A 17,626-nucleotide genomic window follows, 5' to 3' on the forward strand; every position below is an offset into this window, starting at 1 on the left:
GGCCGGTCAGCGGCCGGCTGCGAGTTCCTTGAGGACCTCTTCGGTGTGCTGGCCGGGCAGCGGGGCGAGACGGCGGACCGAACCCGGAGTGGCGGAGAACCGCACCGGGATGCCGACCGAGCGGATGGCGCCCTCGCTGGGGTGGTCCACCACGTCGAGCAGCCGGCCGCCGCGCACGTAGGGGTCGTCGGCGGCCCGGTCGAGTTCGAGCACGGGGGCCATCGGGATGCTGTGCTCGGCGCAGACCCGCTCCCACTCCGCAGTGGTCAGGCTCGGCGAGCACTCCTCCACCAGCTCCATCAGGGCGTCGACGTCGTCATCGGCGATGGACTCGCCGTTGACACGCCGGTCCGCGGCGAGATCGGCACGGTCGGCGGCGAGGAAGAAGTCCCGGAAGTTCTGCGGGTTGTACGGCATGACGCAGGCGAGGCCGTCCTTGGTGGGCACCGCGCGGTGGCCCCTCTTCATCGACAGTGGGAACCCGGTCGGACCCTCCGACGGTTCGAAGACATGGCCCGCCAGGTGCTCGACGAGGTTGAACGCGATGAGCGTGTCGGTCATCGGGATCTCGACGTACTGGCCGGCGCCGGTGCGGTCACGGTGGACCAGCGCGGCGAGCACCGAGTAGACGATAGTCAGCGCGCATACCTTGTCGCCGATGATCGTCGGCAGGTACGCCGGTGTGCCCAGCGCCCGGTTGGTCACGTCCACCAGGCCGGAGGCGGCCTGTACGGTCTCGTCGTAGGCCGCGTTGCCGGCCCGGTCGGAGTCGCTGCGGAACCCCTGGGCGTGGGCGTAGATCAGGCGGGGGTTGCGGGCGGCGACGTCGGCGTGGCCGAGGCCGAGGCGGGCGAGCGCGCCCGGGCGCATGTTGGTGACCAGCACATCGGCGCTGTCGATCAGTTCGAGTGCCCGCGCGCGGTCGGCGTCGTCCTTGAGATTCAGCGTCACGCTGCGCTTGTTGCGGTTGACGTTGAGGTTGAGCGGCGTCATGCCGGGCGTGGTCCGGTACGGACCCACCCGAACCGTGTCGGACGGGGACTCGATCTTGATGACGTCGGCACCGAGGTCGCCCAGGATCTGCGCCGCGTAGGGCCCCATCACCACCGTGGACAGATCGATCACCCGCACGCCGTCCAGCGGACCTGTGGTGTCGGCGGCCGTGATGTCCATCATTACTCCCGTTCACACAGTAATTTCATGCCGAATGTTTCCACCGACGACGTTATGCATGAACGAACCGGAAGGGAATGATCAACTGGCGAACAAGGGCATGACCGCTGCGGTCACACCGATTCCACAGTCCACCAAAAATGGTCTACGGAAATCGGTCAGACGGTGATGACTTCATGGAAGATCCGGCGGGCCAGGACAGCGACCTCACTCAGGTCCCCGCCGGTGTTCACCCTATCGGCATGGAACAACAGGCCGGTGACCAAAGTGGGTTGGAAGCCCTCGACCGGCAGCACGGCCACGTTTTCCAAGCGGTACAGGTGCATGGGGCTCTCCGGCGAGAGCATGGTCATCGAAAACGCGATGCCGGAGGAGATCAGTTCCGAACTTCCGGAATAGTCCGCCATTTTTATGCGGATCCTCTTTTTTACACCGACCGAATTGAGGCGGGCATCGATTTCCTCGAAATAGGCCGGTGTGGCGTCGTTCGGTGTGGCCACATACGACAGGTCGGCCAGCTCCTCCAGCGTTACGGACGCCCGCCCCGCGAACCGGTCGGCCGGCACCGCTGCACCCAGCACCTCGCGCATCACCTCGATGATCTCCAAAGCCGGGTCGGAGACCGGCAGCCGGGCCAGCGCCATTGCCAGCCTGCCGTCGCGCACCGCGTCCGCCAGGTCCGCCGACGTGCCGGGCCAGCGCTTGAGTTCGCACACCTCACGGCACTCGCCCTCGAGCAGCCGGACTCGCTCCCGCAGCAGCGGGTGCACTCCGGCCGGCATCCCTATGAACAGTCTGTCCAGCCGCGGACGCACCGCCTCGCTCAGCCGCCACGGGATCGAGTTGACGCGCTCCAGGACGTCGCGCGCCATCGGCAGCAGTGCGGCACCTGCCGGGGTCAGATCGACGCGGTGGGTGGTGCGCTCGAAGAGGTCATGGCCGAGTTCGCGTTCGAGGTCCTTGATGCGCTGGCTGAGCGGAGAAGCCGCCATGTGCAGTCTGCGCGCCGCCTGCGAGAAGTTGAGTTCCTCGGCCACGGCGACGAAGTAGCGCAGGTGCAGCATGTCCACACCAGTCACCCTACCCACGGCAGATCTCACCGAGCGCAGGAGCGCCGATGCAGCGGTCGCCGCCGCTCAGGTGCCGACTGCCGAGATCCGGGCCATCCACGGGCCGCAAAGCCGCCGGCCGCTTCCGCCCGCCTCATCCGTGCAGCTCGGATGCCGTGGCGCGCGGGTGCTACCGGCAGACGAGGAACTGCTGTCCGCCGAGGTCGCATCAAGCCGCTTCCCCCGGACCGGCGTCGAGCATGCGGGCGGCCTTGGTGCTGCCCGGGAAGCAGGGCCGATAGTGCAATACGACCCATTCGGCCATGTCGTAGATCGGGATGCCCTTCCAGAGCGCGTGGGAGGCGAAGTAGTGCCGGAAGCTGTACATGCCGACCCCGTCCTTGGCAGGGAGATCCGCAAGAGTCTCCGCACACGGCGGCGGTCCATCGGTTCCGCGCAGTAGCCGCTCGGACCGCTCAGGAGATAGCCCTCGTGCGTGGTGCCGTGCTTCTCCTCGTAGCGCTCCATCGCTTCCCGCACCGAGACGGGCAGAGGGACCTCGCGGAACTCCCCTGCCGTGCGGTGCTTCCAGTTCGCCGGCTTGAGCGTGTCGGAGTGGATCTGCTCCTGCACTCGGTGGACGTCGTCCGCAGTCCCTGTCGCGGGTGTAGGTCAGCAAGCCGGACACCGTCCGGCCTGATGCTGACCATTTGCTGACCCGGACGCGGTGATCGGGACCCTGACCTGCACTCTTGAAGAGGGCACTCGCCTGGGCTTCCGCGTGAACCAGGTTGTTGTGACGTCACCGACCAGGTGCCTGTTCGGAGAGCCTTTTCAGGATGCACGGGAACTGAACGGACCTGCGCCGGCCTTCGCGCAGACAGCCGGGTCCGGGTCGCGGCCGTCAGGCGCTGGCGCGGCTGACCAGGCGGGTGGGGAGGATCAGCGGGGTGGGGTCCTGCCCGTTGACGAGTGCGACGAGCATGCGTGCCATCTCCCGCCCCAAATCCTCTATGGGCTGGTGGACGGTGGTGAGCGGCGGATCGGCGATCCGCGCGACGGCCAGGTCGTCGAAGCCGACCACGGCGACGTCGGCGGGGATCCGTCGGCCGGCCTCCCGCAAGGTGCGCATCGCTCCCGCCGCCATGTTGTCGTTGGCAGCGAACACCCCGTCCACTCCGGGGTGTTCCGCCAGCAGGCCGGCCATGGCGGCGGCTCCGCCGGCCTCGGTGAAGTCCCCTTCCCGCGGTGGAAACGGATCGAGACCGGCGCCCAGCATGGCGTCCCGGTAGCCGCGGTACCGGGCGCGCCCGGCCCCGGTGTCCAGCCGACCGCAGATCGCGGCCACGCGCCTACGGCCGAGCGAGAGCAGGTACTCGGTCGCCTCGCGCGCCCCACCGACGTTGTCGACGTCCACGTACCACCGGGGTGCCGAACCCACCGGGCGTCCACCGAACACGACGGGTACCTGCGCGTCGTCGATCATCCGGGCCAGCGGATCGTCCTCGCGCAGCGCCATCAGCATGGCGCCGTCCACGCCCTTGGACCGAAGGAGTTCCGCGACCCGCTTGCGAGCCCGCTCGGTGGCTGCCAGACAGAGCATCAGATGCAGGTCGGCCTCCTCCAGGGCGGCCGACGCTCCCACGATCACCCGGGCGAAGAAGGGATCGGCGAAGATCGACGGGTCCTCTCCGGAGACGACCAGGGCGGCCGCTCCCGTCTGACGGGTAGCCAGGGCTCGGGCCGTCGGATTGGGTACGTAACCGAGGTGCCGGACCGCCCGTTCGACCGCCTCACGCTTGGCGCGGCTGACATGCGGAGCGTTGTTGAGGGCGCGGGAGGCCACCGAGCGGGAGACACCGGCGCGTTCGGCGACCTCGTCGAGCGTCGGCTGCCGACGCGGCGCATCTTCTGTCATGAATCATGAGCTTCCCACAGGTAGGGAGCCCCCTCGGTGACAAGTAGGACTGGGAGCGCTTCCAGTTTTGTGCACTGCTACCTCTTGATCCCCGCCGAAAGTCAACTGCCGCGCCGAGTATTGACAGTTGAAGCGGCTCGCCACACGATTGGGACCGCTTCCAGTGGGAGCGCTCCCAGCATCCCGTACCCCTGCCGGAAACCGAGGTACCGTCATGCGCCCGAGACTCCGCGCACTGGTGGCAGCGCTCTGCGCTCTGCCGCTGGCGCTCGCCGTCGCCCCGTCCGCCCACGCGGCCGACCCGACCACCATGACCAGCGGCTTCTACGTGGACCCCGACTCCAGCGCGAAGAGGTGGGTGGCCGCCAACGCCGCCGACGGCCGGGCCGCCGCGATCAACGCCTCCATCGCCAACACCCCGATGGCCCGCTGGTTCGGCTCCTGGAGCGGCACCATCGGCACCGCCACGGGTGCGTACGTGGGGGCGGCGGACACCCGGGACAAGCTGCCCGTCCTCGTCGCCTACAACATCTACCACCGCGACTACTGCGGCGGGCACTCCGCGGGCGGAGCGTCCTCGCCGTCCGCCTACGCCAGTTGGATCGCCCAGTTCGCCGGCGGGATCGCGGGCCGCCCGGCCGTCGTCGTCCTCGAGCCGGACTCCCTCGCGGACTACGGCTGCATGACGCAGGCGCAGATCGACGAACGCGAGGGCATGATCACCGGCGCCGTCACCGAGTTCAACCGCCAGGCCCCCAACACCTGGGTCTACCTGGACGCCGGCAACCCGCACTGGGTCGACGCGGCGACCATGGCCCGGCGCCTCCACGAAGCCGGCCTCCGTCAGGCCCACGGCTTCTCGCTCAACGTCTCCAACTACTTCAGCACCGCCGAGAACACCGCATACGGCAACGCCGTCAACAGCGAACTCAGCGCCCGCTACGGCTACACCAAGCCGTTCGTCGTCGACACCAGCCGCAACGGGAACGGCTCCGACGGACAGTGGTGCAACCCCGCGGGCCGCCGCATCGGCACCCCCACCCGGACGGGCTCGGGCGCCGAGATGCTGCTGTGGATCAAGACTCCGGGCGAGTCGGACGGCAACTGCGGGGTCGGAGCCGGCTCCACGGCCGGACAGTTCCTCCCCGAGGTCGCCTACAAGATGATCTACGGCTACTGATCCGGGCCTTCCGCCGCCTGCCCGGGCGATCGGCAGCCCTCAAGGGGTGGCGGCGCTCCCTCAACCATCCCACCGCTCCCCTCGACCATCCCATCGACCAGGAAGCACTCATGAATCCACGCAGCCTACGGCGCCGTGCGGCCGCCGTCGTCGCGGGCCTCACCGCCTGCGCCGCTCTCACCGCGACACAGGCGCAGGCCACCCCCACACAGGACGTGATCACTCCGGCCACGAAGTTCTACGTGGACCCGCACAGCAAGGCGGCACAGCAGGCGCTCGTGGACTTCGGGAACGGCGACATCGAGAACGCCACGAACATGGCCAGGCTCGCGAGCTGGCCACAGGCCGAGTGGTTCACCAAGGGCACGCCGGACGAGGTGCGCACCCAAGTGAGCAGGCTCGTCCATCGGGCCCGGGCCGTCGACCGGACGCCCGTCCTGGTCGCCTACAACGTTCCGGGCCGGGACTGCACGCAGTACTCCAGTGGCGGAGCCGCTTCCTCCGCCGCCTACCGGCAGTGGATCGACGCGTTCGCCGCCGGCCTGGGCGACAGCAAGTCGGTCGTCGTGGTCGAACCGGACGGCGCGGCCCTTCTCCCCAAAGACTGCGGGCCCACCGCGGATCCGACCGGCGAACTCACAGCCGCCCGGATCGCCGACCTGGCCTACGCCGTCAGAACCCTGAAGGCCCGGCCGCGCACCGCGGTCTATCTCGACGCGGGCAACGTCCAGTGGCGCCCCGTCGGCGACATCGCGCAGCGGCTGCTGGACGCCGGGGTCGGGTACAGCGACGGTTTCGCGCTGAACGTGTCCAACACCCATCCCACCGACCACAACGCCAGGTACGGCGCCTGGATCGCCCAGTGCATGTGGTTCGCCACCTCGGGACCCACGGAGGCGCGCGGCCACGCCGAGCGGTGCGCCGACCAGTACTACTCGTCCGCCGCGCCCAACGACGGCGCCCCCGGCAACGCGGTCTCCTCCACCGACCCCAGCACCTGGCGGTGGACCGACGCCTGGTACGACCGGAACGTGGGGACCCCGCCGGCCGGCGATCTGCGGCATTTCGTGATCGACACCAGCCGTAACGGGCTGGGCGCCTGGACCCCGGAACCGGGCAAGTACAGCGGGGATCCGGAGATCTGGTGCAACGCGCCCGGCCGTGGTCTCGGCCCGCGCCCCACCGCCGACACCGGAGTCCCCCTCGTCGACGCGTACCTGTGGATCAAGATCCCCGGTGAGTCCGACGGCAGTTGCACGCGCAACACCGGCGGGACGATCGACCCCGAGTACGGCGTCGTCGACCCGCCCGCGGGTACCTGGTGGCCCGAACAGGCCCACACGCTGGCGCACAACGCGGCCCCGCGTCTGAGGTTCAACCACTGATCCGGGCGCCGAGCCCGGCTACGCCGCTCCCGCAACGCGCACATGGGCATGCGTGCGTTGCGGGCCACGGCACCGGGCGCTCGAGTGGGCAGCGCGCAGGGTGCCGGTCAGGCGGCGGGCCTCCGGACTGATCGGCTCAGCCGCCGCTCTTGCGCCTGAACGAGCGCTGGCTCGCAGCCGGGCCGTGCGCCGCGCGCACCTTCGACGCATCGGAGTTGGCGGCGACATCGGCCGCGTCCGCCTGCGCACCGCGCTTGCGGGCCAGGGCTTCGCGGAACTTGCGCTTGAGGTCGTAGGTGCCGTCGCTGTCCGGCGCCAGAGGGGATGTCTCGGGGGCGGCCGGCTCCGAACCTTCCGGGGATACGGGTTCTGCGGTCATGGTGACCTCCTGGGTTCGGGGGGGTGAGCAAGCACAGCTTGTCATGCCGGGCGCGGTGCGGGGCGCCGGCAACATCATCCTGCTGCGTTTCGGCTGGTGCCGGGGCAGTGGTTCTCAGCCGTTGCGACGCACGAGGGCGGCCTTGCGGGCCTCGGCGAGCTTGCGGGCCTCGCCGGCCTTCCGGGACTTGCCGCCGGCTCCGCGGGAGGGGTCCTTGCTGGTGCCGAGGCCGCGGAAGGGGGCGTTGGTGTTCTTGGGCCGCTCGACGGCGGGCCCGCCGTCGAGCGGGACGCCGGAGGGGGCCTTCGCTCCGGTGATCCGGCTCAGTTCCGCCTCGCCCGAGCGCACCTTGGTGACGGTCGGCTCGATGCCGGCCTCGGCCATGATGCGGCTCGTCTCGCGGCGCTGGCCCGACAGCACGAGCGTGACCACGCTGCCGGACTCACCGGCGCGGGCGGTGCGGCCCGCCCGGTGCACATAGTCCTTGGGGTCGGTGGGCGGGTCGACGTTGACCACGAGATCGAGGTCGTCGACATGCAGGCCACGGGCCGCGACGTTGGTGGCCACCAGAACGCTGATCTGGCCGTTCTTGAACTGCGCCAGGGTCCGTGTGCGCTGCGGCTGGGACTTGCCGCTGTGCAGGGCCCCGGCGTGCACCCCGCTGGCCCGCAGATGCCGGGTGAGCTGGTCGACGGCGTGTTTCGTGTCCAGGAACAGCAGTACGCGGCCGTCGCGGGCGGCGATCTCCGTGGTGACGGCGTAGCGGTCAGGGCCGTGGACGACCAGAACGTGATGCTCCATCGTCGTGACCGTTCCCGCGGACGGGTCGACCGAGTGGACCACGGGGTCGTGCAGGTAACGGTGGACCAGCTGATCGACGTCACGATCGAGAGTGGCCGAGAACAGCATCCGCTGACCGTCGGGATGTACCCGGTCGAGCACGTCGACAACCTGCGGCAGGAATCCCAGGTCGCACATCTGGTCGGCCTCGTCCAGCACGGTGATCCTGACCCGTTCCAGGCGGCAGGCCTTGCGCTCGATCAGGTCGTGCAGGCGTCCGGGGGTGGCGACGACCACCTCGGCTCCCTCGCGCAGCGCGGCGACCTGCCGGCCGATCGACATGCCGCCGACGACCGCGGCCATCCGCAGCCGCAGTGCCTCGGCGTACGGTGCCAGCGCCTGGGTGACCTGTTGCGCCAGCTCCCGGGTGGGCACGAGGATCAGCGCGAGGGGTTGCTTCGGTTCGGCGCGCCGTCCTGCCGTACGTGTCAGCAGCGGCAGGCCGAAGGCGAGCGTCTTGCCCGATCCGGTGCGCCCGCGCCCCAGGACGTCGCGTCCCTTCAGGGCATCGGGCAGTGTGGCGGCCTGGATGGGGAAGGGTTCGCGCACGCCGAGTTCGCCCAGTGTCCGCAGCACCTGCGCCGGAAGTTCCAGGTCGGCGAAGGAGACGGCCGGGGGCGGCGCCGGGGTCGTGGCCCCGGAGTGGGCGGGACCGCCGTGAGCGATGCCGGAGTCATCAGGGTGCTTCATGAACAGCCTTCCGCAGGGGAACGTACCGAGGAAGGCCCGGCAGGCTTGAACAGCCCACACACAAGCTGAACCGAACAGGCAGAATCGCCCACCGCGACGACCACGCAAACGCATGACACTAACACACGGCACAGCATCGCGCCGTGACGCGGATCACCCCTCCCTCTCGATGACCCGCCGCGGCCCGACATTCCTACGACACGGTCCGCCGGACTCCCGTCTGACTCGCCCATGCGGGAGGCCGAAGGTCAGCCGTCGGTGCGGTGTCCCGGCCGGGCGGCGGCATCCTGGGCCGCGATGAGGTCCTTGTACCAGTGGAAGCCGGCCTTCGGCATGCGGCGCCGGGCAGGACCCTGCACGTCCCCGGCAACCGTGAGGTGACGTCCGCGCCGCCAGCCCGCCCCGCCCTGCGCAGAACCGTCGAGGCGTATCCCGCCCGCCACCCCCGCGAACGCGACGCGTCGGCCGACCTGCTGCCGCTCCGGAGCAATGCGCCGATACGACACGGACGTCACCTCGGCGACCCTGCGCGACATGTTTCTTCGCTGGCGGCTCGAGGGGAAGCCGGAACTGTGAAGAATCCACTGCGCCTGAGCCCGATGATCGGAGACCTGATCCTCCGTCACGCAGACCGGCTCGGTGGTCTGGTCGGCGCGTTGTCGCCGGTGCCGGAGGAGAGCCGGAACCGGACCGTGCTGCATGTCGTCGGGGTCCACCTCTACCTGGAGGACGACGAAGAACGCGTGCTGCTCGGGCTGCGCCACCCCGACGCCAAGTACGCGGGAAGGACATGGCATTTCCTGGCAGGGCACTGCGAGCAGGAGTCCGCGATCAGCTGCCTGGTGAGGGAAGCGCTCGAAGAGGCCGGCCTGGTCATCGATCCCGCGGACGTGGAGCTGGTCCACGTCGTGCACATCGTGGACGCCCCTGGCGGACAGCCGCGCATGCAGTTGGTGTTCCGGGCCCACCGCTGGAAGGGCGCCCCGGAACTACGCGAGCCCGACAGATGCCTCACCTGGCAATGGTGGCCGAAGGACGACCTGCCGGAACCGATCGTGCCGTACACCCGAGCAGCCATCACCGGTATCGCCGACGGGCGTGTCTACACGGAGCTGGGGTGGTGAACGGACACGACGTCCCCCGCGCGCCCTCCCCGCGGCGGCACACCGAGCCGCTGGACGTTCACCTCATCGCGGTCCGCGAGCGGGAGGGGCGCCCGGAAGTGCTGCTGTCGCGGCGGGCCGGCCCGGTGTACGCGGCCGGCTGCTGGCATCTTCCGTCCGGACACCTGGACGGGCCGCACGAGGACGTGGTCGCCGCTCTCGTCCGCGAGACCCGGGAGGAGACCGGTGTCCGCGTCGACGCCCGCGATGTCCGGGCGGCCGTCACCGTGCACCACCGCTCCCCCGGCGGGGGCGCGCGCGTCGGCTTCTTCTTCGAGACACGCCGCTGGCAGGGCACGCCCCGCGTGTGCGAGCCGGAGGTGTGCGACGCCATGGACTGGTTCCCGCTCGACGCCCTGCCGGAGCCGATGGTCGCCTACTGCCGGGCCGGACTGGACGCCTACCGGGCCGGAGCGCGGATGGCCGTGCACTTCCAGCACCCCGGTGACCCGATCTCCTACGACCCGTGCTTCGACCGGCTGGTCCTGGTCGGCACCGCTCCCTGGCCCGCCTCCGCATCCCGGAACATCCCCGGCCCTCGCACCGGTGGGCAGGAGTAACACGTCGACGTACGTCTGCGGAGAGGTCAGGTCCCCGTCAGCGCTGCCGCTGCACCGTCCGTCTCCCTGAAGGAGGCGGACAGGGCGCGGGCCTCGTGTTCGGTCATGCGGGTCGTTTCGTACGGCACGGCGTTGACCCAGCGCTGAGTCAGCCGGGCGATCCGCTCCCCGTACCGCTGAGCGGTGATCAGGTCCCCGCGGGATCCGGCCTGCTCCGGTCCCTGGTCGGCGTGGCTCTGGCTCATCAGCCCGAGCCACGAGCCCAGCCGGTTCACGTCGTCGCGGGAGCCACCGCTCCAGTTGTTGCCCGGCATGTCGGCCACGCCGATCCACTGCATGCCCAACTGTGCGGCGAAGACAGCCAGCTGTCCCAGAACCGCCAGTTTGTCGCCGCTCTGCGAGGCGGACATGGTGAACCCTCCGGCCAGCTTGTCCTTCCACGCCTGCGTGGTGAACGGCGTGAACGCCGCCTCCATGAACGCCTTGAACACCGCCGACACGCTGCCCATCAGCGTGGGGCAGCCGAGGACGATCGCATCGGAGCGGTCGAGCAGCGCCAGCACCTCCGCGTCGTGCCAGCGGCCCGCGGTGACGTCCTCGGGCCGGATCTCGACGAGGTGCACCTGGGCGCCCGGTACCAGCCGGGCACCGTCGGCGAGGTGCTCGGCCAGGACCCGGGTGTGTCCGTGCACCGAGTGATGGACCACCGTCACGGTGACCACAGGTGCCTCGGGCTCACGCTCAACGTCCTTGACTGTCATGTCTTCTCACTGCTTCCGGTCGTGGGGAAATCCTTGCCTGCACAGCCATTTCAGCTGGGGCACGGGACGGCATCAACGCCGAACTTCGCCGCGCAGCGATCGGTGGCACCGATCGATCGCGTTGGCCTGTCCCCGTGGACAGGATCGAACTGGAAGCATTCGTCGCGGTGGCGGAAGAACTCCACTTCGGCCGCGCCGCCGCCCGTCTGCACCGGGGGCAGCCCACTGTCAGCGACGCCGTCCGGCGGCTGGAGAGCGCCCTGGGCGGCCGGTTGTTCCACCGCACCAGCCGCCGGGTGTCACTGACCGACCTCGGCGAAGCGCTGCTGCCCGACGCCCGCGCCACACTGGCCCAGTTACGCCGCTTCCAGCAGCGCGGACGCTCCCTGGCCGCCGGTGACCGGGCCCGGACCACCCTGGTGGTGGCCCACGCCGAATACACCGACCACCAGCTGCTCTTGCGCTGCTTGCCGCAACTGCGCGACCCCTTCCCCGACGTGACGATCGTGCCGGAGTCCATGCCGACCACGGCCCAGGTCACCGCCCTGCGGGCGGAGACGATCGGGCTGGGCATCGGCTGGGCGACCGGCGACGTCGCCGGCGTACGGGCGAGGGTGCTGTCCAGCGAGCGGTTCATGGCGCTCGTGCCCGCCACCCACCCTCTCGCCGGGCACACCGAGCTGAGCGCGGCCGAGCTGTCCACCACCGGCCTGCTCAGGTGGCCCCACCAGATCAACAGCGGTCTCTGCGACCGGCTCCTGTCCGCCTTCCACATCGGCGGGGCCGACCTGCGCATCATCAGAACGGCGGACAGTGTGCACGCCATCGCCGCTCATGTCGCCGCGGGAACGGGTATCGGCATCACGGTCGAATCCGCGCTGGACCATCAGCCGCCGGGCTTGCGCGTCATCCCCCTCACCGGCCCGTCGACCACCGCCGACCAGGTCGTCCTCACCCCCACCGACCCGTCGGACGCGGCCACGGCCCTGCGCGACCTGCTTCTGCACACCTCGAGGAAGCCGGCCCGGACCCACTGATCGCCGGGCTCGAGAGCGGGCCGGGAAACGAACCCCTGTCTGACTGAGTACGGTCTGGTTCGGCGGCGCCGGGGGCGGTACTTTCGGCGGCGCGACGGTCGAACGGGCCGTTCGACCCGCTCGGCCCGCTCGGCACGACTTTCCGGCTTTCCGGCGCGAACCCCGCACGCGTCCGGCCGACCACCGCCACCGCCCGCGCGCGGTCGCGGCGTTCCGGCCACGCTCCATGAGAGAAAGGTTCAGCGCTATGAGTGCACGGATTCAGCCGACCGCCCAGGTGGACGAGGCCGCGACGATAGGTGACGGGACGACCGTCTGGGATCTCGCCCAGATACGCGAGGACGCGGTCCTGGGCAGCGGGTGCATCGTGGGGCGGGGGGCCTACGTCGGGCCGGGTGTACGGATCGGCGACCACGTCAAGCTGCAGAACTACGCCCTGGTGTACGAGCCCGCCGTGCTCGGCGACGGGGTGTTCGTCGGTCCGGCGGCCGTGCTCACCAACGACCACTTCCCGCGGTCCGTGGACCCGCGGGGCCGGCTCAAGCGCGGGGACGACTGGGAGGCCGTGGCCGTGACCGTGGGCGAGGGGGCTTCGCTCGGCGCGCGGTCGGTGTGTGTGGCCCCCGTGCGTGTCGGGCGCTGGGCGCTGGTCGCGGCAGGGGCGGTGGTCACCCGGGACGTACCGGACTTCGCGCTGGTGGCGGGTGTTCCGGCGCGCCGGATCGGCTGGGTGGGCCGGGCCGGCGCACGGCTGGTGGAGCGGGCCGGTGAACCGGGGGCGTGGGAGTGCCCGGACACGGGCGCGCTGTACGACGAGAAGAACGGCGAACTCTTCGAGCGAGTATGACTTCCTGATTTTCGCAATACGCCAATCTTCGAACATCCGTAGGCATAACATGTGTGCGAACTGTGGAGGTGGGGCACAGTGAGCACACAAACCAGCGCCCAGGGGGGGTACCGGGTGGGGACATCTGTGTCTGCCGCGAGGAGCGAGCGCCGCTCCGTCGCCTGACGTCCGACGATCGACTTCCGACGATCGACTCCGAAGATCGACGTCCGACGACCGGTGTCCGACGTCTGCCGTCCGCCGTGCGGCCTTCCGTCCCGGCGATGACAAGTCTGTGCACAACAGGGGGGTTGGTGTGTCCACACGATGATCACGACACGTCTCGCGGCGCTCGGTCATGAGGAGCCGCCGCTGCTCACGCTCGCCGGGCGGCTCCTCGCGCTCGCCGAATCGGGGCTGCCGAAAATGCTGCTGCCCGGCGGTGAGGCTTTCGCCTTCACCATGGCGGGGCAGCAGCGCCCCGACGGTTCCTGGTCCCTCGAGCGGCGTGGGATCAGCACCCGGTACGCGGCCATCACCGCGCTCGGCGTCCGTTTCCTGCCCGAGGACCGCCAGAGTGCGGTGCTCGGCGGGCGTACCGCTGAGGAGTTCGTCGGTCTGCTGGTGGAGTCGCTGCCCGCGGTGACCAACCTCGGCGACGCGGCCCTCATCGCGTGGGCCGCCGCCGACACCGGGCACCCCAAGCTCTCCGACGCCCTCGCCCGGGTCGAGGCCCTGGACGCGGCGGGCCGGCCGCAGTACACGGTCGAGGCGGCGTGGGTGCTGTCCGCACTCGCCGCGGCCCGGGACGTCGTCGACGTGGAGGCGCACTATGCCGCCGCCCGCGACCGTCTGCTGCGCGCCCGCCTCGGCGACAGCCCGTTGTTCCCGCACGCCACCGGGCCCGGCCTGGTGCCCTGGTACCGGGAGCACGTGAGCTGCTTCGCCGACCAGACCTACCCGCTGCAGGCCCTGGCCCGGGCGCACGCGAGCAGCGACGGCGGCGACCCGGAGGCGCTGGCCGCGTCCGAGGCGTGTGCCACGCGCATCTGCACGCTGCAGGGCGAGGGCGGCCAGTGGTGGTGGCACTACGACGCGCGCACCGGCGGGGTAGTGGAGAGCTACCCCGTCTACAGCGTCCACCAGCACGCGATGGCCCCGACCGCCCTGTTCGACCTCGCCGACGCCGGCGGCACCGAGTTCGGCGCGGCGATCCGGAGGGGCCTGCGCTGGATGACGGACGTACCCGAACTGGCCGGGGCCGCGCACCGGGAGCCGATGATCCTCGACGACCTCGGCGTCACCTGGCGCAAGGTCTTCCGGGGCGATCCGAGGAAGGCCGTACGCGCCGCCCGGGGGCTCGCCACCCGCGTCGCCCCGAATCTGCGGCTGACGGCCCTGGACCGGGTGTACCGCCCCCTGTCCGTGGACCGCGAGTGCCGGCCGTACGAGTTCGGCTGGATGCTGCACGCCTGGCTGGGGGGCCGTATATGAGTGCGCGTCGGACCTTGTTCGGGATCGAGGTGGACGCGCTGACCATGGACGAGACCGTGCGGCGCTGTCTGGAAGCGGTGCGCGACGGCCGCCGGCTGGAGATCGGGGTGGTCAACGCCGCGAAGCTGGTGAACATGCGGCGCGATGCCCGGCTCGCCGACGCCGTGACCGGCTGCGATCTCGTCCTCGCCGACGGGCAGGCCGTGGTGTGGGCCGGCCGCGTCCTGCGCGCCCCGCTGCCGGAACGGGTGGCCGGCATCGACCTGTTCCTGCGGCTGCTGGCCGAGGCGGAAACGGCCGGCGTCTCCGTGTACTTCCTCGGTGCGAAGGAGGAGGTCCTGAAGGAGATGCTGCGCCGGGTGGCGAACCGCTTCCCCCGTCTGAAGGTGGCCGGCAGCCGCAACGGCTACTTCCACGACGACGAGCAGGAGGCGATCGCGGACGGCATCGCCCGCAGTGGCGCCCAGATGCTCTTCCTCGGCATGACCTCCCCGAAGAAGGAGATCTTCACCGCCGCGCACGGCACCCGCACCGGCGCCCGCGTCGTGCACGGCGTCGGCGGCTCCTTCGACATCCTGGCCGGGGTCACCAAGCGGGCCCCGAAGTCCTGGCAGCGCTGGGGGCTCGAGTGGCTCTACCGCGCGCTGCAGGAGCCGCGTCGCCTCGGCCGGCGTTACGTCACCACGAACGCCTCCTTCCTTCTCATGACGGCGCGCGAGTTCGTCCGGCTCACCCCGTCGCCCGCTTCCGCGAACAGGAGTCACTGATGCGCGTCGTCGTGGTTGGACAGGGTTACGTCGGACTGCCGCTGGCCGTGCGGGCCGCCGAGGTCGGGCACGAGGTGATCGGCTACGACGTCGACGCCCGCCGGATCAAGAGCCTCGCCGCCGGTGCGTCGTACGTCGAGGACGTCTCCTCGGAGCGGATCCGCGCCGCGCTGGACGACGGCAGCTACAGACCGAGCGATCTGGCGCGCGACTGCGGCGGTTTCGACGTCGCCGTGGTCACCGTGCCGACGCCGCTGCACGAGGGCACCCCCGACCTGCGCTACATCAAGGAGTCGGCGGCCACCCTCGCCCGCTATCTGCGCCCCGGCGCCACCGTCGTCCTGGAGTCCACGACCTATCCCGGCACCACCGAGGAGCTGTTCGCGCCGATCCTGGAGGACGGCTCGGGCCTGAAGGCGGGCGCCGACTTCCACCTCGGCTACAGCCCCGAGCGGATCGACCCGGGCAACGCCGTCTGGGGCTTCCAGCAGACCCCGAAGGTGGTCTCCGGCGTCGACGCGGCGTCCTTGGCGTCCGTGCGGGACTTCTACGGGCAGCTCGTCGACACCACCGTGCCGGTGCGTTCGCCCAAGGAGGCCGAACTCGCCAAGTTGCTGGAGAACACCTTCCGGCACGTGAACATCGCGCTGGTCAACGAGATCGCGATGTTCGCCCACCACCTGGACATCGACGTCTGGCAGTCCATCGACGCGGCCTCCACCAAGCCGTTCGGCTTCATGAGGTTCACGCCCGGGCCGGGCGTCGGCGGCCACTGCCTGCCGATCGACCCCTCCTACCTGTCCTGGCGAGTGCAGCGTGAACTCGGCCAGAGCTTCCGGTTCGTGGAGCTGGCCAACGACATCAACAGCCATATGCCCGAGTACGTGGCGCGCCGGATCAGCGACCTGTTCAACCAAAGACGCCGGTCCGTGAACGGCTCGCGCATCCTGCTGCTGGGCCTGGCGTACAAGAAGAACACCGGTGACGCCCGGGAGTCGCCCGCGCTGCGCATCTCCCAGCTGCTGCTCGACATGGGGGCCCAGGTCAGGGCGGCGGACCCGCACGTCGTGGAGGACCTGCCGGTGGATTCCCGGCTGGTGAGGGTCGAGCCGGTGACCGAGGAACTGGCGGCCGCCGACGTGGTGGTCCTGCTCACCGACCACGACGGCTTCGACTACGAACTGATCGCCGAGTACGCCCCGTTCGTCCTCGACTGCCGTCGGCGGCTGACGGCCGGCCCCACGATCGAGGTGCTCTGAGTCATGCGAGTCGTCTGCGTCGCCGGGGCGCGACCCAACTACATGAAGATCAAGCCGGTGATGGACGCCCTGGAGCGCCGGGGCGCCGAGGTCGTGCTCGTCCACACCGGTCAGCACTACGACCCGGCGATGAACGACGTGTTCTTCGCCGACCTCGGCATCCGTGCGCCCGACCGCTTCCTCGGGGTCGGCTCCGGCACCCACGCCGAGCAGACCGGGCGCGTGATGACCGCGTTCGAGCCGCTCCTGAACGAGGTGTCCCCGGACGTCGTCGTCGTGGTCGGCGACATCAACTCCACCCTGGCCTGCGCCCTGGTGACGGCCAAGGCGGGGCCGCTGCTCGCACACGTCGAGGCCGGTCTGCGCAGCCGTGACTGGAGCATGCCGGAGGAGGTCAACCGGGTCGCCACCGACCGGGTCAGCGACTATCTGCTGGCCCCCTCGCCGGACGCGGTGGAGAATCTGCGCGCGGAGGGCTACCGGGACGACCAGATCCACCTCGTCGGCAACGTCATGATCGACACGTTGCTGGCCAACCTGGACCGGGCCCGGAAGGTGGGCGCCCTCGACCGGTACGGCCTGACCCGGGGCGAGTACGGCCTGGTCACGCTGCACCGCCCGGCCAACGTGGACGACCCCGAGGTGCTCGCCGGGCTGCTGAAGGCCCTGGGGGAGATCGCCGCCCGCTGCCCGCTCGTACTGCCCGTGCATCCGCGCGCGGCCGGGCGGCTGGCCGAGATCGGCGTCCCCGGCGGTGTCCGGCTGGTGCCTGCCGCCGGGTACCTGGACTTCATCGCCCTGCAGGAGGCCGCCCGGCTCGTGCTGACCGACTCCGGCGGGGTGCAGGAGGAGACCACCGCGCTCGGTGTGCCGTGCGTGACCCTGCGGGACAACACCGAGCGGCCCATCACCGTGGAGCAGGGCACCAACGTCCTGGCCGGCCGGGAACCGGAGCGGATCGTGTCGACCGTGCACCGGGTGCTCGACGCCCCGCCCGTCCCGCGCCGGCCCGAGTTGTGGGACGGCCGTGCGAGCGACCGTATCGCCGAGGTGCTGCTGGAGGGAGGCACCGCGCGTACCCGGCCGAGGCCCACCGACCGAACGCTCCCCCTATGATCCGCTTGCCACATATGCTCGGGGCACGC

The 17,626-nt window shown here is 70.5% G+C and carries 18 protein-coding genes; 10 read left to right on the forward strand and 8 right to left on the reverse strand.

The features are described from left to right. Positions 1-6: 6 nt before the first annotated feature. The 4 genes from ACF1GV_RS06605 to ACF1GV_RS06620 all read right to left on the reverse strand — a co-directional run bounded on the left by ACF1GV_RS06605 (position 7) and on the right by ACF1GV_RS06620 (position 4,140). The gene (locus ACF1GV_RS06605; RefSeq protein ID WP_391678580.1) at positions 7-1,176 is read right to left on the reverse strand and encodes a CaiB/BaiF CoA transferase family protein; all 1,170 of its coding nucleotides are present in this window, start codon (positions 1,174-1,176) and stop codon (positions 7-9) included. A gap of 155 nt (positions 1,177-1,331) precedes the next feature. Beyond that, positions 1,332-2,237 carry a LysR family transcriptional regulator gene (locus ACF1GV_RS06610; RefSeq protein ID WP_391679590.1) on the reverse strand — a complete coding sequence of 302 codons (906 nt, stop codon included), beginning with the start codon at positions 2,235-2,237 and terminating at the stop codon, positions 1,332-1,334. A gap of 214 nt (positions 2,238-2,451) precedes the next feature. Further along, positions 2,452-2,610: a hypothetical protein gene (locus ACF1GV_RS06615; protein ID WP_391678582.1), complete on the reverse strand. Its 159-nt coding sequence runs from the start codon at positions 2,608-2,610 to the stop codon at positions 2,452-2,454. 516 nt (positions 2,611-3,126) lie between these two features. Further along, positions 3,127-4,140 (reverse strand): LacI family DNA-binding transcriptional regulator, encoded by a 1,014-nt coding sequence (locus ACF1GV_RS06620; protein WP_391678584.1) that lies wholly within the window; start codon positions 4,138-4,140, stop codon positions 3,127-3,129. Between the two features lie 214 nt (positions 4,141-4,354). On the opposite strand from ACF1GV_RS06620, the gene ACF1GV_RS06625 reads away from it, so the two are divergent. Together ACF1GV_RS06625 and ACF1GV_RS06630 are read left to right on the forward strand one after the other, a co-directional pair. After that, positions 4,355-5,320, forward strand: a complete 966-nt coding sequence (locus ACF1GV_RS06625; protein WP_391678585.1) for a glycoside hydrolase family 6 protein — start codon at positions 4,355-4,357, stop codon at positions 5,318-5,320. A gap of 110 nt (positions 5,321-5,430) precedes the next feature. Next, positions 5,431-6,705: a glycoside hydrolase family 6 protein gene (locus ACF1GV_RS06630; RefSeq protein WP_391678587.1), complete on the forward strand. Its 1,275-nt coding sequence runs from the start codon at positions 5,431-5,433 to the stop codon at positions 6,703-6,705. A gap of 136 nt (positions 6,706-6,841) precedes the next feature. On the opposite strand, the gene ACF1GV_RS06635 is transcribed toward ACF1GV_RS06630, so the two are convergent. From ACF1GV_RS06635 to ACF1GV_RS06645, 3 genes are all read right to left on the reverse strand, one after another. Further along, positions 6,842-7,084, reverse strand: a complete 243-nt coding sequence (locus tag ACF1GV_RS06635) for a DUF5302 domain-containing protein (protein ID WP_391678589.1) — start codon at positions 7,082-7,084, stop codon at positions 6,842-6,844. A 114-nt stretch (positions 7,085-7,198) separates the two neighbouring features. Next, entirely contained in the window at positions 7,199-8,614 is a 1,416-nt protein-coding gene (locus ACF1GV_RS06640) for a DEAD/DEAH box helicase (RefSeq protein ID WP_391678590.1), read from the reverse strand. A gap of 248 nt (positions 8,615-8,862) precedes the next feature. After that, positions 8,863-9,150 carry a hypothetical protein gene (locus ACF1GV_RS06645; RefSeq protein WP_391678593.1) on the reverse strand — a complete coding sequence of 96 codons (288 nt, stop codon included), beginning with the start codon at positions 9,148-9,150 and terminating at the stop codon, positions 8,863-8,865. A gap of 36 nt (positions 9,151-9,186) precedes the next feature. On the opposite strand from ACF1GV_RS06645, the gene ACF1GV_RS06650 reads away from it, so the two are divergent. Further along, positions 9,187-9,738 carry an NUDIX domain-containing protein gene (locus tag ACF1GV_RS06650; protein ID WP_391678595.1) on the forward strand — a complete coding sequence of 184 codons (552 nt, stop codon included), beginning with the start codon at positions 9,187-9,189 and terminating at the stop codon, positions 9,736-9,738. After that, a complete protein-coding gene (locus tag ACF1GV_RS06655; RefSeq protein ID WP_391678597.1) occupies positions 9,735-10,337 on the forward strand; it encodes an NUDIX domain-containing protein in 603 nt (200 codons plus the stop codon). The genes ACF1GV_RS06650 and ACF1GV_RS06655 overlap by 4 nt, the downstream gene beginning before the upstream one ends. A gap of 26 nt (positions 10,338-10,363) precedes the next feature. Here the strand turns inward: ACF1GV_RS06655 and ACF1GV_RS06660 are convergent, their stop codons facing one another. After that, positions 10,364-11,098, reverse strand: a complete 735-nt coding sequence (locus ACF1GV_RS06660) for a flavodoxin family protein (protein ID WP_391678600.1) — start codon at positions 11,096-11,098, stop codon at positions 10,364-10,366. A 134-nt stretch (positions 11,099-11,232) separates the two neighbouring features. On the opposite strand from ACF1GV_RS06660, the gene ACF1GV_RS06665 reads away from it, so the two are divergent. The 6 genes from ACF1GV_RS06665 to wecB all read left to right on the forward strand — a co-directional run bounded on the left by ACF1GV_RS06665 (position 11,233) and on the right by wecB (position 17,597). Continuing rightward, complete coding sequence (locus tag ACF1GV_RS06665; protein ID WP_391678602.1) at positions 11,233-12,135, forward strand: LysR substrate-binding domain-containing protein; 903 nt, start codon at positions 11,233-11,235, stop codon at positions 12,133-12,135. Positions 12,136-12,382: 247 nt separating this feature from the next. Further along, complete coding sequence (locus tag ACF1GV_RS06670) at positions 12,383-12,982, forward strand: acyltransferase (protein WP_391678604.1); 600 nt, start codon at positions 12,383-12,385, stop codon at positions 12,980-12,982. A 306-nt stretch (positions 12,983-13,288) separates the two neighbouring features. Then, a complete protein-coding gene (locus ACF1GV_RS06675) occupies positions 13,289-14,455 on the forward strand; it encodes a hypothetical protein (protein WP_391678606.1) in 1,167 nt (388 codons plus the stop codon). Further along, positions 14,452-15,222 (forward strand): WecB/TagA/CpsF family glycosyltransferase, encoded by a 771-nt coding sequence (locus tag ACF1GV_RS06680; RefSeq protein ID WP_391678609.1) that lies wholly within the window; start codon positions 14,452-14,454, stop codon positions 15,220-15,222. The genes ACF1GV_RS06675 and ACF1GV_RS06680 overlap by 4 nt, the downstream gene beginning before the upstream one ends. Beyond that, positions 15,222-16,481, forward strand: coding sequence for a nucleotide sugar dehydrogenase (locus ACF1GV_RS06685; protein ID WP_391678611.1), 1,260 nt, complete (start codon positions 15,222-15,224; stop codon positions 16,479-16,481). The genes ACF1GV_RS06680 and ACF1GV_RS06685 overlap by 1 nt, the downstream gene beginning before the upstream one ends. 3 nt (positions 16,482-16,484) lie before the next feature. Further along, positions 16,485-17,597 (forward strand): non-hydrolyzing UDP-N-acetylglucosamine 2-epimerase, encoded by a 1,113-nt coding sequence (gene wecB, locus ACF1GV_RS06690; RefSeq protein ID WP_391678612.1) that lies wholly within the window; start codon positions 16,485-16,487, stop codon positions 17,595-17,597. The last annotated feature ends 29 nt before the right edge of the window (positions 17,598-17,626 follow it).

Source organism: Streptomyces sp. NPDC014006 (assembly GCF_043088925.1).
Lineage (GTDB): Bacteria > Actinomycetota > Actinomycetes > Streptomycetales > Streptomycetaceae > Streptomyces.